15 protein-coding genes are annotated in these 16,014 nt (G+C 56.2%); 3 read left to right on the top strand and 12 right to left on the bottom strand.

All coding sequences use genetic code 11. The annotated features are described in order from the left end of the window. The first annotated feature begins 1 nt into the window (after position 1). From coaE to yacG, 3 genes are read left to right on the top strand one after another with little or no spacing between them, the layout of a single operon-like run. Positions 2–622: a dephospho-CoA kinase gene (gene coaE, locus F8562_RS08940; RefSeq protein WP_004098610.1), complete on the top strand. Its 621-nt coding sequence runs from the start codon at positions 2–4 to the stop codon at positions 620–622. After that, positions 622–1,365, top strand: coding sequence for a cell division protein ZapD (gene zapD, locus F8562_RS08935; protein ID WP_014227927.1), 744 nt, complete (start codon positions 622–624; stop codon positions 1,363–1,365). Before coaE ends, zapD begins: the two co-directional genes overlap by 1 nt. Positions 1,366–1,374: 9 nt before the next feature. Continuing rightward, positions 1,375–1,569 carry a DNA gyrase inhibitor YacG gene (gene yacG / locus F8562_RS08930; RefSeq protein ID WP_014227926.1) on the top strand — a complete coding sequence of 65 codons (195 nt, stop codon included), beginning with the start codon at positions 1,375–1,377 and terminating at the stop codon, positions 1,567–1,569. A 56-nt stretch (positions 1,570–1,625) separates the two neighbouring features. Here yacG and mutT read toward each other — a convergent pair whose 3' ends face one another. From mutT to murD, 12 genes are all read right to left on the bottom strand, one after another. Next, positions 1,626–2,027, bottom strand: a complete 402-nt coding sequence (gene mutT, locus F8562_RS08925; RefSeq protein WP_014227925.1) for an 8-oxo-dGTP diphosphatase MutT — start codon at positions 2,025–2,027, stop codon at positions 1,626–1,628. A 61-nt stretch (positions 2,028–2,088) separates the two neighbouring features. After that, positions 2,089–4,794, bottom strand: coding sequence for a preprotein translocase subunit SecA (gene secA / locus F8562_RS08920; RefSeq protein WP_004098603.1), 2,706 nt, complete (start codon positions 4,792–4,794; stop codon positions 2,089–2,091). 62 nt (positions 4,795–4,856) lie between these two features. Further along, the gene (secM, locus tag F8562_RS08915; RefSeq protein WP_014837406.1) at positions 4,857–5,366 is read right to left on the bottom strand and encodes a secA translation cis-regulator SecM; all 510 of its coding nucleotides are present in this window, start codon (positions 5,364–5,366) and stop codon (positions 4,857–4,859) included. Positions 5,367–5,613: 247 nt separating this feature from the next. Continuing rightward, a complete protein-coding gene (lpxC, locus tag F8562_RS08910) occupies positions 5,614–6,531 on the bottom strand; it encodes a UDP-3-O-acyl-N-acetylglucosamine deacetylase (protein WP_004098599.1) in 918 nt (305 codons plus the stop codon). Positions 6,532–6,631: 100 nt separating this feature from the next. Next, positions 6,632–7,783, bottom strand: coding sequence for a cell division protein FtsZ (gene ftsZ, locus F8562_RS08905; protein ID WP_004098597.1), 1,152 nt, complete (start codon positions 7,781–7,783; stop codon positions 6,632–6,634). A gap of 62 nt (positions 7,784–7,845) precedes the next feature. Further along, positions 7,846–9,102, bottom strand: a complete 1,257-nt coding sequence (gene ftsA / locus F8562_RS08900; protein ID WP_004098594.1) for a cell division protein FtsA — start codon at positions 9,100–9,102, stop codon at positions 7,846–7,848. After that, a complete protein-coding gene (gene ftsQ, locus F8562_RS08895) occupies positions 9,099–9,932 on the bottom strand; it encodes a cell division protein FtsQ (RefSeq protein ID WP_014227923.1) in 834 nt (277 codons plus the stop codon). The genes ftsA and ftsQ overlap by 4 nt, the downstream gene beginning before the upstream one ends. Position 9,933: 1 nt before the next feature. After that, a complete protein-coding gene (locus F8562_RS08890) occupies positions 9,934–10,854 on the bottom strand; it encodes a D-alanine--D-alanine ligase (RefSeq protein ID WP_014227922.1) in 921 nt (306 codons plus the stop codon). Further along, complete coding sequence (gene murC, locus F8562_RS08885) at positions 10,847–12,322, bottom strand: UDP-N-acetylmuramate--L-alanine ligase (protein WP_014227921.1); 1,476 nt, start codon at positions 12,320–12,322, stop codon at positions 10,847–10,849. Before murC ends, F8562_RS08890 begins: the two co-directional genes overlap by 8 nt. Before the next feature lie 47 nt (positions 12,323–12,369). Further along, complete coding sequence (gene murG / locus F8562_RS08880; protein ID WP_014837405.1) at positions 12,370–13,440, bottom strand: undecaprenyldiphospho-muramoylpentapeptide beta-N-acetylglucosaminyltransferase; 1,071 nt, start codon at positions 13,438–13,440, stop codon at positions 12,370–12,372. After that, positions 13,437–14,696, bottom strand: a complete 1,260-nt coding sequence (gene ftsW, locus F8562_RS08875; protein WP_004098587.1) for a cell division protein FtsW — start codon at positions 14,694–14,696, stop codon at positions 13,437–13,439. The genes murG and ftsW overlap by 4 nt, the downstream gene beginning before the upstream one ends. Further along, positions 14,696–16,012, bottom strand: coding sequence for a UDP-N-acetylmuramoyl-L-alanine--D-glutamate ligase (murD, locus tag F8562_RS08870; protein ID WP_014837404.1), 1,317 nt, complete (start codon positions 16,010–16,012; stop codon positions 14,696–14,698). Before murD ends, ftsW begins: the two co-directional genes overlap by 1 nt. Positions 16,013–16,014: the final 2 nt, after the last annotated feature.

Below are 16,014 nucleotides of genomic sequence, written 5' to 3'. Positions count from 1 at the left end.
TATGACATACACGGTAGCGTTAACAGGCGGCATCGGTAGCGGTAAAAGTACCGTAGCCGACGCATTCTCACACCTCGGGGTTAACGTTATTGATGCTGACATTATCGCGCGCCAGGTGGTCGAGCCCGGCACCCCGGGGCTAAACGCAATTGCTCAACGCTTCGGTCCGCAGATCCTGAACAAAGATGGCACCCTTAACCGTCGCGCTCTGCGTGAACATATTTTCGCTCATGCAGAGGATAAGAACTGGCTAAACGCGCTGCTGCACCCGCAAATTCAGCAGGAAACGCGTCGTCAGATGCAGCTTGCCACCTCGTCTTATATTCTCTGGGTTGTACCTTTACTGGTCGAAAACCGTTTGTCCGCCAAAGCCGATCGGGTCCTTGTTGTCGATGTGCCGAAAGAGACGCAGATAGCGCGCACGATGCTTCGCGATCGGGTCAGTCGGCAACATGCGGAACATATTCTTGCCGCTCAGGCAACGCGCGAGCAGCGCCTTGCCGTTGCGGATGATGTTATTGAAAATATGGGTTCACCTGATGCCATCGCATCAGCTGTCGCCCGCCTGCATGCAAAGTATCAACAGCTGGCAGCGCAGGCCGCCTCACAGGAAAAACCGTAATGTCTACCCCTGTTCTATTTGAACATCCGCTTAATGAAAAAATGCGCACCTGGCTGCGTATTGAGTTTTTGCTTCAGCAGCTGACCGTACATCCCGCCATTACCAGCCATGCGGATGCGCTGCATTTTTTCCGCAATATCGGCGACCTTTTAGATGTTTTTGAACGCGGTGAAGTACGTACCGATCTGATGAAAGAGCTGGATCGCCAGCAGAGGAAGCTGCAATCCTGGGCGGAAGTCCCTGGGGTTGATCAGGATCGTATCAACGAACTGCGTCAGCAGCTGAAGCAATCAGGCAGTACGTTAATGTCGGCGCCGCGTATCGGCCAGTACCTGCGAGAGGATCGCCTGATCGCCCTGGTACGCCAACGCCTGAGTATCCCGGGCGGCTGCTGTAGCTTCGATCTTCCGACGCTGCACATCTGGCTGCATATGCCGCAGGAATATCGCGATGAGCAGGTCGGTAAGTGGCTGGCCAGCCTGGAACCGCTGACGCAATCGCTGATGCTCATTCTCGATCTCATCCGTAACTCGGCCCCCTTCCGTAAGCAGACCAGCCTGAACGGTTTTTATCAGGACAACGGCGAAGATGCCGATCTGCTGCGTCTGCGGTTGGATCTTGCCAGCCAGCTCTACCCCCAAATATCAGGCCACAAGAGCCGCTTTGCCATCCGCTTTATGCCGCTGGACAGCGAGCACGGCATCGTGCCGGAGCGTTTTGATTTTGAACTGGCCTGCTGTTAAGGAGTCAATATGTCAGAAGAGATAACCGTCAACTGCCCAACCTGCGGCAAAATTGTGGTCTGGAATGAGCAGAGCCGGCATCGCCCGTTCTGCTCCAAACGCTGTCAGCTTATCGATTTAGGCGAATGGGCAGCGGAAGAGAAACGTATCCCGAGCAGCAGCGATCTGTCAGATAGCGACGGCTGGAGCGAAGAAAAAGAGTAACGGATTTCGGGCGGGCATGTGCAGGCCCGCCCTGATTTGCCGGATGCAGGCGCACCCTACCCGATCTGAGAACCTTGAATTAACTTCGTAATGACGGGTTCGTTTGCCGGCGGGAAATCCTCAGCAACGAGCGCGCTCTGCGCCATCCAGCGTCCCGGCTGCCCTTCTTTCCCCCACGGCTCGCCTTCCCAGCTGTTCACCAGCCAGAACCACAGCGTGATATGGCGATCGGGAAACTGGTACTCCAGCTTATCAAACAGGCTGTAAGCTTTAGCTGTAATGCCGACCTCTTCCTGCAGTTCGCGCACTAAGGCCTGTTCGGACGACTCGCCCTCTTCAATTTTACCGCCCGGGAATTCAAGCTTGTTCGCCATATGCGCATCGGCGGCCCGCTGAGTGATAAAAATCTCCCCTTGCGAATTACGGATAATACCCACTGAAATTTGCAGCGTTTTCATTGTCTTCATTCCATAAAAAAGGCGCAGATATCTGCGCCCTGGTATTCAATATTGTAAAAGCTTAGCTCAGGCGACCGTGGCACTGCTTGTATTTTTTGCCAGAACCGCACGGGCAAGGATCGTTACGACCCACTTTACGCTCGCCGGTTTGTTCAGCCAGCGCGGCCGCGGCTGCGCTATCATCGTCCTGATGGCTCAGCTGCTGCATCTGCGCCAGACGCTCAGCTTCTTCACGACGCTGCTGCTCCATCGCTTCAACCTCTTCCGGCATCCGCACCTGAACTTTGCTCAGAGTACTGATCACTTCATATTTCAGGGATTCCAGCATTGAAGCGAACATGGAGAAAGATTCACGCTTATATTCCTGCTTCGGATCTTTCTGCGCATAGCCGCGCAGGTGGATCCCCTGACGCAGGTAGTCCATCGCCGCCAGGTGCTCTTTCCACAGGGAGTCCAGCGTTTGCAGCATGACGCCTTTTTCGAAGTGACGCATCATCTCAGCGCCAACCACTTCTTCCTTACGCTGATAGGTTTCAATGGCGCTCTGCAGAATGCGCTCACGCAGCGTTTCTTCATGAAGCTCCGGCTCTTTATCCAGCCACTCTTTGAGCGGCAGCTCGAGGTCGAAGTCATTTTTCAGACGCTCCTGCAGGCCTTCAATATCCCACATCTCTTCCAGCGACTGCGGAGGAATATGGGCATCGATGGTCGCTTTAAATACGTCTTCACGAATGCTGTTAATCGTCTCGCTCACGTCGGTCACATCGAGCAGCTCATTACGCTGGGTGTAAATAGCGCGACGCTGATCGTTAGCCACATCGTCATATTCCAGCAGCTGCTTACGAATATCGAAGTTGCGGCTCTCGACTTTACGCTGCGCGTTGGCAATCGCTTTGGTCACCCACGGATGCTCGATAGCCTCACCCGGCTTCATACCCAGTTTACGCATCATGCCGGACACGCGGTCAGACGCGAAGATACGCATCAGGGCATCTTCCATCGACAGATAGAAACGGGAAGAACCGGCGTCCCCCTGACGGCCTGAACGACCGCGGAGCTGGTTATCAATACGGCGGGATTCATGGCGTTCGGTACCGATGATATGCAGACCGCCCGCAGCCAGTACCGCATCGTGACGAACCTGCCAGTCGGCTTTGATCTGCGCAATCTGTTCCGGAGTCGGGTCTTCCAGCTGGGCGACCTCGGCCTGCCAGCTACCGCCAAGCATAATGTCGGTACCACGGCCGGCCATGTTGGTCGCAATGGTTACCGCAGACGGATAGCCCGCCTGCGCAACGATGTCCGCTTCGCTGGCGTGGAATTTCGCGTTCAGCACGTTGTGCTTGATGCCCGCCTTCGTTAATTCATTAGAGACCACTTCTGATTTTTCGATAGAAATGGTACCCACCAGCACCGGCTGACCCGCGGCGGTACGCTGCTTAATATCTTCGATAATGGCCTGAATTTTTTCCGCTTCGGTCATATAGACCAGGTCCGCCATGTCTTTACGAATCATCGGACGGTTGGTCGGAACCACAACGGTATCCAGCTTATAGATTGAGCTAAATTCAAACGCTTCGGTATCGGCGGTACCGGTCATCCCTGCCAGCTTCTCGTACAGGCGGAAATAGTTCTGGAAGGTAATTGAAGCCAGCGTCTGGTTCTCGTTCTGAATATCAACGCCTTCTTTCGCTTCAACGGCCTGGTGCAGGCCATCGGACCAGCGGCGCCCCTGCATCGTACGGCCGGTGTGTTCGTCGACGATGATCACTTCGCCATCTTTCACGATGTAATCAACATCGCGGGTGAACAGCACATGCGCGCGCAGCGCGGCGGTCACGTGGTGCATCAGCATGATATTGGTCGGTGAGTACAGCGACTCGCCTTCTTCCATAATACCTTCATTCACCAGCAGCTCTTCAATCAGCACCAGGCCGCGTTCGGTCAGGTTTACCTGACGCGCTTTCTCATCGACGGAGAAGTGCCCTTCGCCGGTAAAGGTTTCGGAGTCTTCTTTATCCTGACGCACCAGGTGCGGAATGATCTTGTTCACCTTCTTGTACATTTCCGAGCTGTCTTCAGCCGGGCCGGAAATAATAAGCGGGGTACGCGCTTCATCGATCAGAATGGAGTCGACTTCATCCACCAGCGCATAGTGCAGTTTGCGCTGTACGCGCTCTTCAGGACTGAAGGCCATATTGTCGCGCAGATAGTCAAAGCCGTATTCGTTGTTGGTACCGTAAGTAATATCGGCTGCGTAGGCTTCACGCTTGGCAGGCGCAGGCAGGCCGGACATATTAATGCCAACGGTCATCCCCAGGAATTCAAACAGCGGGCGGTTGTTCTCGGCATCACGCTGCGCCAGATAGTCGTTGACGGTCACCACGTGAACGCCTTTACCGGTCAGCGCATTCAGATAGGCAGGCAGAGTTGCGGTCAGCGTTTTACCTTCACCGGTACGCATTTCTGCAATACAGCGGTCGTTGAGAACCATGCCGCCCAGCAGCTGAACGTCAAAGTGACGCATGCCGAAGACGCGTTTACTGGCTTCACGCACGACGGCAAAGGCTTCCGGGATCAGGCTCTCCAGGGCTTCGCCTTTTTCCAGGCGAGCGCGGAACTCAGCGGTTTTCCCTTTCAGTTCGTCGTCGGACAGTTTTTCCATGGACGGTTCCATGGCGTTGATCACGTTGACGGCCTTGCGCATACGACGCAGCGTACGGTCGTTACGGCTACCGAATACTTTAGTTAATAATTTGATTAGCATAATAAAATCTCAAACGCCCCGCGGTGCGGTGTCACAAAAAAATAGAATGGTCCGTTTTTGGTTTAGCTGAGACGTTGAGGCCCTGCGCGTATGCCGGCCACCTGGCTAATCCAGGTACAGACGCGAAACGCGCAGTGGGAAATAGAGGGGTTATATGCCGCCAGATGAACAATGGCCGGAGGTTTACTCTCCTGCGTCAACAGCGCGCTAAGCGTGTCGAGAAGGGCCAGATGCTGCGCCTGAAGCGGTGAAGACTCTTCCGCTACCGGCAGCGCCTGCGGGGCCATCGCAAAAGAGAGGTGGCGAATGACCGTACGAATGGCGTGCTGATGCCAGTAATCAACCGTGAAATTGGGCCGACGACTGGAAGATTCCAGCAGCGCTAGCTGAGAAAAATTAACTTTAGCAGGATTATGGTTGCTGGACGTCGTTTTAGCGGGCGACGCGGTCTCATGCTCATGACCATTGCTAAGCGCAGGCAGGCCGAGGCTAGCCGCGACCATCCCCAACAGGAGATGCGGCCAGAAATACCGTCTGCCAAACTGTCGCCAGCGCGTCAGCAATCCACTCACTTACGTTACCTTTTGTTGGTAGCAACCCTAAGAAATATTTTGCGTCCAAATACTAACATTAATACGCCGTCACGGCAGCAGGAATGAGGTCTCAGGCGGGGGAAAAACGTTTAAAAAAGGAACGAACGCGCAAAAAATGCAGTTAAAAATCAAAGCAGGACGCAGCGGGAATATAAAAAAGAAAACGACTGGCTCCCTGGCCGGAGAGAGTACCAGGTTACCAGTCGAATTTACTGCCGGGTCTGACTTATGCCAGAACCAGCGTCGGGGCGCGGAACGCCAGCGGCATTTCTGCGTCGTCCTCGAAGGTCACATACTCCCAGGCTTCCTGTTTTGCCAGAACAGCCTGCAGCAGTTTGTTATTCAACGCGTGACCGGATTTGTACGCCGTAAATGCGCCGATAATGTTGTGACCACACATAAAGAGGTCGCCAATGGCATCCAGCATTTTGTGACGGACAAACTCATCTTCAAAGCGCAAACCGTCTTCGTTCAGTACGCGATAATCGTCAACAACGATGGCACAATCGAAGCTGCCGCCCAGGCACAGGCCGCGGGACTGCAGATATTCGATATCACGCATAAAACCGAAGGTACGCGCGCGGCTAATCTGGCGCATAAACGCATCAGCCGAGAAGTTCATTGCGTAGCGCTGGCTGCTGGAGTCAATCGCCGGATGGTTAAAATCAATGGTGAAGTCCAGTGAAAAACCATTGTACGGTTTGAATTCGGCCCATTTATCGCCATCTTCAACGCGAACTGTCTCTTTGATACGCACAAATTTCTTAGCGCAGTTCAGTTCATCGATGCCGGCATCCAGCAACAGATAAACGAACGGAGCCGCACTACCGTCCATAATTGGGACTTCCGGCGCATCGACTTCAATAATAATGTTGTCGATACCCAAGCCAGCCAGCGCGGCATTGAGGTGCTCAACCGTCGATATCCGTACGTCATGCTCATTGACCAGGCAAGTACAGAGCATGGTATCACGCACAGATTTGGCATCAGCCGGAAAATCAACCGGTGGATTCAAGTCGGTGCGACGATAGATGACCCCGGTATTTGCCGGCGCAGGGCGTAACGTCAGGGTGACTTTCTTGCCGGTATGCAAACCGACGCCAGTCGCCTGAACGATACGTTTAAGAGTCCTTTGTTTGATCATCGTATAATCTCGCCAAGTTACCTATCCAACCGAAGTGTACTATACATTCGGCAGGCCAGTTTAGCACAAAGAGCGCAGATGCCCAACTTCCAGCCAATTCTTAATCGGCTTGCTTACGCAGGAAGGCTGGAATATCCAGATAATCTGGCTCTTTCGCGGCCTGCGGCGTATTGTCGTTGACCACTTTTGCGGCCGGTTTCTGCTCTTGCGTCAGTGGAGACATACCGTGCTGCTGGTAACGATCCATCACCGGCTGCTGCACCTGTTTGTTGGTGACCAGGGTGATTTCCGGACGTTTGTCCATACCGATACCGGTAGCAACGACGGTTACGCGCAGCTCGTCGTTCATATCCGGGTCCAGAGAGGTACCGATAACCACGGTGGCGTTATCCGAAGCAAATGCGCGGATAGTGTTACCTACGGTCTCGAACTCATCCAGACGCAGGTCGAAGCCCGCAGTGATGTTGACCAGAACGCCACGCGCGCCGGACAGATCGATATCTTCCAGCAGCGGAGAAGAGATCGCCATTTCAGCCGCTTCTTCCGCACGGTCTTCACCGCTCGCCACGCCGGAGCCCATCATGGCGTAGCCCATTTCAGACATCACGGTACGCACGTCCGCAAAGTCGACGTTCATCAGGCCTGGGCGGGTGATCAGCTCAGCGATACCCTGCACCGCGCCTTTCAGCACGTCGTTGGCCGCACCGAAAGCGTCGAGCAGAGAAATGCCGCGGCCGAGAACCTTCAGCAGCTTGTCGTTCGGGATGGTGATCAGCGAATCCACATGCTTGGACAGCTCGGTGATGCCCTGCTCAGCGAACGCCATGCGCTTCTTGCCTTCAAAATTGAACGGCTTAGTCACCACGGCAACGGTCAGGATACCTAAATCTTTTGCAACTTCAGCCACCACTGGCGCAGCACCGGTTCCGGTACCGCCGCCCATGCCGGCTGCGATAAACACCATATCGGCGCCGTCAAGGGCGGCACGCAGCGCTTCACGGTCTTCATCCGCCGCGTTACGGCCGACTTCCGGGTTTGCGCCTGCGCCCAGACCTTTGGTAATACCGCTACCGATCTGGATAGTCTGGCCAACAGCCGTTTTGCGCAGAGCCTGCGCGTCGGTGTTCACCGCGAAAAATTCAACACCCTCAATGCGCTCGCGCACCATGTGCTCAACGGCATTACCGCCGCCGCCGCCGACGCCGATGACTTTAATCACCGCGTCGTTGGTCAGTTCCATAGGTTCAAACATAATTTCTCTCTCCGTTGTGCCTGTCGCCTGAGAACGCTAATTTTCTGCGTTCTCTTAAAAAATTAAAACTCTTTTCGCAACCAACTGTTGAGTCGTTTGATCCACGACCCGACCGTTACGCGTTTTTCCACCTCTGCTTCACCACTGAGATGAGATTCCTTCCCGTAGTGCAGCAGCCCAACCGCCGTCGAGTAATACGGCTCCTGGGCATAATCCGTTAATCCGGTAATATTCAGCGGCGCGCCAATTCTCACCTGCGTATGGAATACGCGCTGCGCGCAGGCGGCAAGTCCTTCAATTTGCGCCGCACCGCCGGTTAATACAATGCCAGCCGCCAGGTGGTGCTTCACACCTTGTTGACGGAGCTGTTCCTGCAGCTGCAGGATCTCTTCATTCACCAGGTTGAGCAATTCGGTATAACGTGGCTCAATCACCTCGGCCAGCGTCTGACGCTGCAGACTACGAGGCGGACGCCCGCCTACGCTGGGGACTTCCACATTCTCGTCTTTACCAACGATGGAACCCAGCGCACAGCCGTGACGCACTTTAATGGCTTCTGCGTCGCTCGGCGGCGTACCGAAAGCGTAGGCAATATCGCTGGTCACCACGTTGCCCGCGTACGGGATCACTTTGGTATGACGCAGCGCGCCGCCGGTATAGACCGCAATATCCATTGTACCACCGCCGATATCCACCACGCAGACACCCAGTTCACGTTCGTCTTCCGTTAATACGGAATAGCTGGCGGCTAAACCGGCGAAAATAAGCTGGTCGACTTTCAGACCGCAACGCTCCACTGCTTTGACAATATTTTTTGCCATATCGTTATGGCAGGTAATCAAATGCACTTTCGCCTGCATGCGTACGCCAGACAGTCCTACGGGGTTTTTAATCCCCTCCTGGTAGTCGATGGCGTACTCCTGCGGGATAACGTGCAGAACGCGATGCTCGTCGCGCACGCGAACCGATTTCGCGGTATGTACCACGTTCTCTACGTCGTCCTGCGTCACTTCTTCTTCAGAAATCGGCACCATACCGATTTCATTTTGACAGCTGATATGTTTGCCTGAAAGCGCCAGATAGACTGACGAGATCTGGCAATCCGCCATCAGTTCGGCCTGGTCAATGGCGCGCTGTACGCATTTCACCACGGATTCCAGGTCGTTCACTCCGCCTTTATCCATACCACGCGATGGGCAACTGCCCACGCCAATGATATTAATCATACCGTCGGGCAGAACTTCCCCTACTAAAGCGGCAACCTTAGCGGTGCCAATCTCCAGTCCAACTACCAGTTTTCTGTCCGTCGCCTTGATCATTGTTGTTCTGCCTGTGCCTGATTCTGTTGTTGTTGAGTTTCCTCTACAGGAGCCGGTACCCAACCGACTGCCGCTCCCGAGTCATAACGCAAATCAACGTAGCTTATCCGTTTGCCGTCGGTCTGCGCCTGCTGCTGAAGAACCGGGTAGAGTTCCATAAAGCGCTGAAGCCGTTTCATGGTGTCACCCCGGCCAAGGTTGAGCTTAATGTCGTTATTAAGCGTCAACTGCCAGGAGCGACGCGCGGTCATTGCCGCTACTTTCAACGTGAATTTATCCTTCGCCAGCACCTGCCCCATGTCGCGGTATCCCTGAAGGACTTCGTTCTCACTGCCTTCCGGGCCGTACAACATCGGTAAATTCTGTTTACTGGTGCGATCTGACGGCACGCTGAAAGAATTTCCGTCCACGTCTACCATATGCTGATCATTCCAGCGCGCTATCGGCACATATTCAACCAGATGAATCTTCAATTCGTCCGGCCACTGCTTTCTGACGCTCGCCTGCTTAATCCACGGCAGACGTTCAATCTGGCTTTGAATAATGTTGACGTCCTGCGTCATAAAGGTGCCCGGCGACCCCAATGCCAGAATCGCCTGACGGATATCATCGTTGCGCGTGTAGTGACGCTCACCGGTGACCACCATCTTTGACAGCGGTAACCGCTGTGCATCTTCCATCCAGCCCAGAACCATCCATCCGCTGACCAGCACGGTACAGAGCACCGCCAGCAGGAAGAAGATACCCGCCAGACGAGAGCCATTACTTCGACGCGAAGAGGTTTCGTCTTCCTCTTCGTGGTTCCGCGTATTCAGCGCAGCCTGCGACATATCACCCCGCCAGGTCCAGAATTCGTACAACAAGCTGCGAGAAGCTCATCCCTGCCTGACGCGCCGCCATGGGCACCAGACTATGGCTGGTCATGCCAGGAGAGGTGTTTGCTTCCAGCAGATAAAACTGGCCATCGCTGTCCAGCATCACATCAATTCGCCCCCAGCCGTAACAGCCAAGACTATCCCAGGCTTTTTGCACCAGAGCCTGCATTTCTGCCTCGCGCGCGGAATCTTCCAGGCCAGGGCAGAAATATTGCGTTTCATCAGAGAGATACTTTGCTTCATAATCATAGAAGGTTCCAGCCGCCTGGATACGTATTGACGGTAAAATTTCTTCTCCGACGATAGCGACGGTAAATTCCGGCCCACTGAGCCATTTTTCAATCAGAACTTCGTCATCATGCTGAAAAGCCAGCGCCAATGCATTTTGTAATGCACAACTTTCGCTGACTTTGGACATACCGACGCTGGAGCCTTCGCGACTGGGTTTAACAATCAACGGCAGTCCGAGGGCGGAAATCTGCTGTTCTACCTCAGCGGAAAGCCCCGCGGTGAACTGTTTACGCGTCAGCGCAACCCACGGCGCAACCGGCAGCCCGGCGCCCTGCCACAGCAGTTTGCTGCGCAGCTTATCCATTGAGATAGCGGAAGCCATCACGCCGCTGCCGGTATAGGGGAGTTGAATCAGCTCCAGCAGACCCTGCAACGTACCATCTTCACCGCCGCGACCGTGCAAGGCAATAAACGCTTTCTGAAAACCCATATTTTTCAATTGGGTAATATCCACGTCGCGCGGGTCGACCGGGTGCGCATCGACCCCGGCTTCGCGCAGGCCGGCGAGCACCGCCGAACCTGAATTGAGAGAGACTTCACGTTCAGCGGAGGTTCCGCCAAAGAGGACCGCGATTTTATCAGCCATGGCGCTCCTCCTGCGATTTTTGCGGCTGCAATTTGATTTCCGCCAGGTGACGGGCGATTTTACCAATGTTTCCCGCCCCCTGAACCAGCACCAGATCGTTGCCGGTCAATACTGAAGCCAGCATCTCTGCCGCCTGCGCCGGGTCGGAAACCAGAATCGGGTCGACTTTACCGCGGCCGCGAATCGTACGGCACAGCGAGCGGCTGTCGGCGCCAGGAATAGCGGCTTCGCCCGCGGAATAAACGTCCAGCATCAGCAGCGCGTCAACCTGGGTCAGCACGTTGGCGAAATCATCGTACAGATCGCGCGTACGGGTAAAACGGTGCGGCTGAAACAGCATCACCAGGTTTTTATCCGGCCAGCCCGCCCGCGCCGCTTTGATGGTGGCATCCACTTCTGTAGGATGATGACCATAATCATCGATCAGCATCGCGGTACCCTCTTTACCGTTAACTTCAGCTAAGGGGTATTCGCCAAGGAAATCAAAGCGACGGCCGGTGCCCTGGAAGCTTTCCAGCGCGCGCAAAATAGCGTCATCATCAATGCCCTCTTCCGTGGCAACGGCCACCGCCGCCGCCGCGTTCAGCGCGTTGTGGCGACCCGGTGCGTTCAGCGTCACCTGAATGACCTCTTTATCCTGGCGAACCAGACGGAAATGGCCCTGAGCGCCAACCTGACGATACTCTTCCACGCGAACGTCGGCATCATCGCTAAATCCGTAGGTGGTGAGCTGGCGGCCAACGCGCGGCAGCAGTTCACGAATCACCGGATCGTCCACGCACATCACCGCGCGTCCGTAGAACGGCAGATTGTGCAGGAAGTTAATAAACGTCTGCTTCAGGTTTTCGAAGTCGCCGTGGTAGGTATCCATATGATCGGCTTCGATATTGGTCACGATAGCGACCATCGGCTGTAAATGCAGGAACGAGGCGTCGCTTTCGTCCGCTTCGGCAATCAGGTAACGACTATGGCCAAGGCGCGCGTGCACGCCAGCGGCTTTGACCAGACCACCGTTCACGAAGGTAGGATCCAGCCCGGCTTCAGCGTAAATGCTCGAGACCATCGCCGTGGTTGTGGTCTTTCCGTGCGTGCCGGCAATGGCAATGCCGTGGCGAAAACGCATCAGCTCCGCCAGCATCTCGGCGCGGCGAATAACCGGAATACGCGCTTCGTGGGCGGCGACGATTTCCGGGTTATCCGCAGAAATCGCGCTGGAAACCACGACAACGCTCGCATCGCGCACGTTTTCAGGGCGATGGTTGAAATAAATCGTGGCGCCAAGCTGAGTCAACTGCTGGGTCACCGGATTCGGCGCCAGGTCGGAGCCGCTAATCTGATAACCTTCGTTGGCCAGAACTTCGGCAATACCGCCCATGCCGGCACCGCCAATGCCAACAAAGTGAATGTGCCGGACGCGACGCATCTCGGGCACGATAGAACGCAGTTTTGCCAGATCTTGTGTATTCATTCTTTACGCCATCAACTTCTTTATTCGGACGGTGATCATCACCGCGATTAACGCGCCAGTGCTGCGGCGCTCACTTCTTCTGCTACCCGTTCGGTCGCGTCCGGAATCGAGGCTCTGCGCGCTCGCTCCGCCATATCCAGCAGCGTCTCGCGATCCCAACCCGCCAGGGTTTGCGCGACGGCCTCCACGGTAAACTGCGGCTGCTCAAGGATCTTCGCTGCCCCTGCCTTCTCTAACGGCAGCGCATTCCAGTACTGCTGACGATCTTTGTGCTGAAAAGGCACAAACAGCGCCGGTAAACCCGCGGCGGCAATTTCGCTCACCGTCAGCGCCCCGGAACGACATACGACCACATCGGCCCAGGCATAAGCCGCCGCCATGTCGTCAATAAATTCGGTGACTTTGTGCTGCGGCTGGCCGGCGTCGGAATAGGCCTGCTGTACGCTCTCCTGGCCCCCTTTACCGCTCTGGTGCCAGATGGTGACAGCAGAACCCAGCTTCGCCGCCACCTGCGGCATCGTCTGATTGAGCACGCGCGCGCCCTGCGAGCCGCCGACAACCAATACGCGAATCGGCCCCTGACGCCCGACTAACCGCTGTTCCGGCAGCGGCAGCGCCAGCACATCGGTACGAACCGGGTTGCCAACAACGTCGGCATGCGGGAAAGCGCCGGGAAATGCCTGCATGACCTTTTTGGCAATTTTCGCCAGCCATTTATTCGTCAGGCCGGCAATCCCGTTCTGTTCATGCAGGACAACCGGGATCCCCAGCGACCATGCCGCCAGACCGCCGGGTCCGGAAACATAGCCGCCCATGCCCAGCACCACGTCCGGCTGAAAACGCTGCATAATCGCTCGCGCCTGACGCCAGGCGTTGAAAATACGCACCGGCGCCAGCATCTGCGCCTTCAGGCCCTTGCCGCGCAGGCCGGATATCTGAATGAAATCAATTTCAATGCCGTGCTTCGGCACTAAATCCGCTTCCATACGATCCGCGGTACCCAGCCAGCGGACCTGCCAGCCCTGGTCCATTAAATGGTGCGCAACCGCCAGTCCCGGGAACACGTGTCCGCCGGTACCGCCTGCCATCACCATTAAGCGCTTTTCCTGACCGCTCATCGAACACCCCGTGTAAACGCCTGGGCTTTTTCCAGACGCGTTTCATAATCAATTCGTAACAGCAACATGATCGCCGTCGACATAATCAGCAGGCTCGAACCGCCGTAACTGATCAGCGGCAGCGTCAGGCCTTTGGTTGGCAGCATCCCCGCCGCCGCGCCGACGTTAACCAGCGCCTGAAAGCTAAACCAGATCCCAATGGCGCAGGCCAGAAATCCGGAGAAACGGTGGTCAATCTCCAGCGCTTTGCGGCCAATGGACATGGCGCGAAAAGCGACGAAGAATACCATTAAAAGTGCGAGTACCACACCGATATAACCGAGCTCTTCACCGATAATGGCGAAGATGAAATCGGTGTGCGCCTCGGGCAAATACTCCAGCTTCTGGACCGAATTGCCCAGGCCCTGCCCCCACATTTCGCCGCGACCAAAGGCCATCAGCGACTGGGTTAGCTGGTAGCCGCTGCCGAACGGATCTTCCCACGGGTTCCAGAAAGAGGTCACGCGGCGGATACGGTACGGTTCAGCCAGAATCAGCAGTACGACCGCCGAAAGCCCCATCCCGATAATGGCGATAAACTGCCACAGCTTGGCTCCCGCCAGGAACAGCATGGCCAGGGTGGTCACAAACAGCACGACGACGGTACCGAGGTCCGGCTGCGCCAGCAGTAAAATCGCCAGTACGAAAATCACGCCCATCGGCTTTAAGAAGCCGCGCAGGTTGTTACGCACTTCGTCGCCTTTACGCACGAGGTAGTTGGCGATGTAGCAGAACAGCGACAGCTTGGTAAACTCCGCAGGCTGGATACGCAGCGGCCCCAGCGCAATCCAGCGCGACGCCCCGTTAACCGAGCTACCGACCACCAGAACAATCAGCAGCATGACGATAGAGGCGATCAGCATCGCGGTACTATGGCGCTGCCAGAACTCCATCGGCAGGCGCAGCGTCACCATCGCCAGCCCTAGCGCCAGCAGAATGTATAAGCCATCGCGCTTGGCAAACAGAAACGGATCGTTCGCCAGACGCTGGCCTACCGGCATCGACGCCGAGGTCACCATAATGAAGCCGATTGCGGCCAGGCCAAAGGTCAGCCACAGCAGCATCCGGTCATACATCACCAGGCTATCGGTATCTTTTTGCCGCGAGCCCATCACCCAGCCTTTCAGCGCGGCGAACAGCCATGCGAAAATAAACATTCCCGGCAGACGCGGCAGTCTCAGCCGTGGCATTTTCAGGCGCGGGAGTGATAAACGCATCAACCTAACTCCTTCGCCAGGCGAGCAAAGATGTCGCCGCGTTGTTCAAAGTTTTTAAACTGATCGAGGCTGGCGCACGCGGGAGACAGCAGCACCATATCGCCCGCGACAACCTTCGGCGCAATCTGGCGCATCGCCTGTTCCATGGTTTCCGTTTGCACGGCGACGTCCGGGCGAAGGGCCGCCAGCTGCGCGCCGTCGCGGCCGAAGCAGTACAGGCGAACGTTGTCGCCGGTCAGGTAACGGCTTAACGGCGTGAAATCAGCGGATTTCCCATCGCCGCCCAGCAGCAGATAGAGCGTTCCATCAAGATGCAGCCCATTGAGCGCCGCTTCGGTACTGCCGACGTTGGTGGCTTTAGAATCGTTGATCCAGCGCACGCCGTTGTGCTCCAGCACCAGCTGGAAACGATGCGCCAGCCCGGTGAATGTGGTCAGCGCTTTCAGGCTACTGGCGCGCGGCAGACCCGCCGCGTCCGCCAGAGCCAGGGCCGCAAGCGCGTTACTGTAGTTATGCTGGCCGCTAATCTTCATCTCTTTGACGTTGAGCACTTTCTCGCCTTTGACGCGCAGCCAGGTTTCTCCCTGCTGGCGGTTCAGGTGATAGTCACCAACGTCAACGCCGAAGCTGATGCAGCGATCGTCAGCGCCGCGTACCGGCATGGTTAACGCATCGTCGGCATTAACGATACAGGCCCGGGCGTTCTCATAAACGCGCAGTTTGGCGGCGCGGTACTGCTGAAGCCCCAGCGGATAGCGGTCCATATGATCTTCGGTGACGTTAAGGATCGTCGCCGCGGCCGCCCGCAGGCTGGAGGTGGTTTCCAGCTGGAAGCTGGAAAGCTCCAGGACATAGAGTTCGCGCTCAGCATCCAGCAGCATCAGCGCCGGCAGGCCAATATTGCCCCCGACGCCAACGTTCAACCCCGCCGCTTTCGCCATTTCTCCCACAAGGGAAGTCACGGTGCTTTTACCGTTGGAACCGGTGATCGCAATAATCGGCGCCTGCGCCTCGCGGCAGAACAGTTCAATATCGCCGACAATTTCTACCCCCGCATCCGCCGCGGCGCTCAGGGAAGGATGCGCCAGCGCGATGCCAGGGCTGGCGACAATCAGGTCCGCCGTCAACAGCCAGTCTTCGTTCAGACCGCCGACATAGCGCTCAACGGCTTCCGGCAGCTTGTCCAGCCCCGCCGGCGCAACGCGGGTATCCATCACCCGCGGCGTCACGCCGCGAGCCATGAAAAAGTCCACGCATGACAGGCCGGTCATACCCAGCCCAATAATGACGACTTTTTTACCCTGATAATCTGCCATGA

Origin of the sequence: Klebsiella sp. RCJ4 (assembly GCF_009025755.1) — a bacterium.
In the GTDB taxonomy this organism is placed as follows: domain Bacteria; phylum Pseudomonadota; class Gammaproteobacteria; order Enterobacterales; family Enterobacteriaceae; genus Klebsiella; species Klebsiella michiganensis.
The sequence above is the reverse complement of the archived record's forward strand: the minus strand, read 5'-3'. Positions and strand labels throughout refer to the sequence as shown.

What these genes read in the sequence shown, in the direction of transcription:
- coaE (WP_004098610.1), top strand. Translation starts at nt 2, where the DNA reads ATGACATACACGGTAGCGTTAACAGGCGGCATCGGTAGCGGTAAAAGT.
- zapD (WP_014227927.1), top strand. Translation starts at nt 622, where the DNA reads ATGTCTACCCCTGTTCTATTTGAACATCCGCTTAATGAAAAAATGCGC.
- yacG (WP_014227926.1), top strand. Translation starts at nt 1,375, where the DNA reads ATGTCAGAAGAGATAACCGTCAACTGCCCAACCTGCGGCAAAATTGTG.
- mutT (WP_014227925.1), bottom strand. Translation starts at nt 2,027, where the DNA reads ATGAAAACGCTGCAAATTTCAGTGGGTATTATCCGTAATTCGCAAGGG.
- secA (WP_004098603.1), bottom strand. Translation starts at nt 4,794, where the DNA reads ATGCTAATCAAATTATTAACTAAAGTATTCGGTAGCCGTAACGACCGT.
- lpxC (WP_004098599.1), bottom strand. Translation starts at nt 6,531, where the DNA reads ATGATCAAACAAAGGACTCTTAAACGTATCGTTCAGGCGACTGGCGTC.
- ftsZ (WP_004098597.1), bottom strand. Translation starts at nt 7,783, where the DNA reads ATGTTTGAACCTATGGAACTGACCAACGACGCGGTGATTAAAGTCATC.
- ftsA (WP_004098594.1), bottom strand. Translation starts at nt 9,102, where the DNA reads ATGATCAAGGCGACGGACAGAAAACTGGTAGTTGGACTGGAGATTGGC.
- ftsQ (WP_014227923.1), bottom strand. Translation starts at nt 9,932, where the DNA reads ATGTCGCAGGCTGCGCTGAATACGCGGAACCACGAAGAGGAAGACGAA.
- F8562_RS08890 (WP_014227922.1), bottom strand. Translation starts at nt 10,854, where the DNA reads ATGGCTGATAAAATCGCGGTCCTCTTTGGCGGAACCTCCGCTGAACGT.
- murC (WP_014227921.1), bottom strand. Translation starts at nt 12,322, where the DNA reads ATGAATACACAAGATCTGGCAAAACTGCGTTCTATCGTGCCCGAGATG.
- murG (WP_014837405.1), bottom strand. Translation starts at nt 13,440, where the DNA reads ATGAGCGGTCAGGAAAAGCGCTTAATGGTGATGGCAGGCGGTACCGGC.
- ftsW (WP_004098587.1), bottom strand. Translation starts at nt 14,696, where the DNA reads ATGCGTTTATCACTCCCGCGCCTGAAAATGCCACGGCTGAGACTGCCG.
- murD (WP_014837404.1), bottom strand. Translation starts at nt 16,012, where the DNA reads ATGGCAGATTATCAGGGTAAAAAAGTCGTCATTATTGGGCTGGGTATG.